The organism is Streptomyces sp. NPDC093111 (assembly GCF_040683955.1).
GTDB lineage: Bacteria > Actinomycetota > Actinomycetes > Streptomycetales > Streptomycetaceae > Streptomyces.
In genome coordinates, this window is record NZ_JBFBNW010000053.1 from 1 (window position 1) to 1,353 (window position 1,353).

The 1,353-nt window shown below is 67.6% G+C and carries 1 protein-coding gene and 1 pseudogene; both read left to right on the forward strand.

From position 1 onward, the window contains the following. The first annotated feature begins 127 nt into the window (after positions 1 to 127). Positions 128 to 436 (forward strand): hypothetical protein, encoded by a 309-nt coding sequence (locus tag AB0Q96_RS39165; RefSeq protein WP_365334162.1) that lies wholly within the window; start codon positions 128 to 130, stop codon positions 434 to 436. Between the two features lie 53 nt (positions 437 to 489). Continuing rightward, positions 490 to 1,334, forward strand: a pseudogene (locus tag AB0Q96_RS39170) (IS5 family transposase). The last annotated feature ends 19 nt before the right edge of the window (positions 1,335 to 1,353 follow it).

The following is a 1,353-nucleotide window of genomic DNA, read 5'->3' on the forward strand; positions in this document are numbered from 1 at the left end:
GGGCTAGGGCGTTTCTTCCGGATCAGCGCCGGAAACCCGTTCGGGGGGCGCCCAGCGCGCTAGTTTCGGCTGGTCAGGCGCGAGTGAGTGATGCCGTCGGTGATCGTCAGGGGCGTACGATGTACGCGTGGATGCCTCAAGAGACGACTCGCACTGTGGGCTCTGCGGGCAGCCTTCGGGCGCCCTGCACGAGCAGCATGGCGATGAAGCGGTGGTCGGCGCGGGCAACCGTGTGGAGTACGTGATCGTTGAGCTGCGTGGGGCCACGGCCTGCTATCAGGCCGTCGATGACCCCTCGCGGGCAGGCAGGACGGGTGCAGCCTGGTTGGCGCAAGAGCTGGGGACTGACCTGTCGGATCTCCCCGGCCGTCGTTACATCTGCTGGGAGACACCTGCGGAATACGGCGTCATCCGGAGCGGTTTCGAGCTGGCCTGACACGCAGACACATCGAACCATTGCCGCAGGATCATCTGATCGTTGGTTGATCTGTGCCGTTGAGTGACGCCCAGTGGGCGAGGATCGAGCCGCTGCTGCCGGACCGGACACCGAGGCGGGGCGGGCGGTGGCGGGATCACCGGCAGGTCATCGACGCGATCGCGTTCAAGTACCGCACCGGCACTCCGTGGATGGACCTGCCCGAACACTTCGGCTCATGGAAGGGAGCCCACAACCGCCTGCGGAAATGGGCCGCCGACGGCACCTGGCAGAGGGTCTTCACCGCCCTCCTCGCCCAGGCCGACGCCGAAGGCGACCTCGACTGGATCGTCGCGGTCGACTCCACCATCGTCCGAGCCCACCAGCACGCCGCCGGGGCCCGTCAAAAGGGGCCCCGTCCGACGAGCCGGAGCATCATGCCCTCGGACGGTCCCGCGGTGGACTGACCACCAAGATCCACCTCGCCGCCGACAGCCGCTGCCGCCCGCTGGCCTTCGTCCTCACACCCGGCCAGGCAGGCGATGCACCCGCATTCCCTGAGGTCATGGCCCAGTTACGGGTGCCGCGGCCGATCGGCCGGCCCAGGACCACGCCGGAGATGATCCTGGCGGACAAGGCCTACTCGTCCCGCGCGATCCGGACCCATCTCCGTCGGCGCGGGATCCGGGCGGTGATCCCTCAACCCTCCGACCAGATCGCCAAGCGCAAGAAGCGAGGCCGATCCGGCGGCCGCCCTCCCGCCTTCGACCGCGAGGCGTACAAACAGCGCAACACCGTCGAACGGTGCATCAACAAACTCAAACAGTGGCGTGGTCTGGCCACCCGATACGACAAGACCGCCACCATCTACCTGGCCGGACTCCACGTCGCCGCCATCTTCGTCTGGTCGGCGAGATGATCCGAAGGAAACGGCCTAG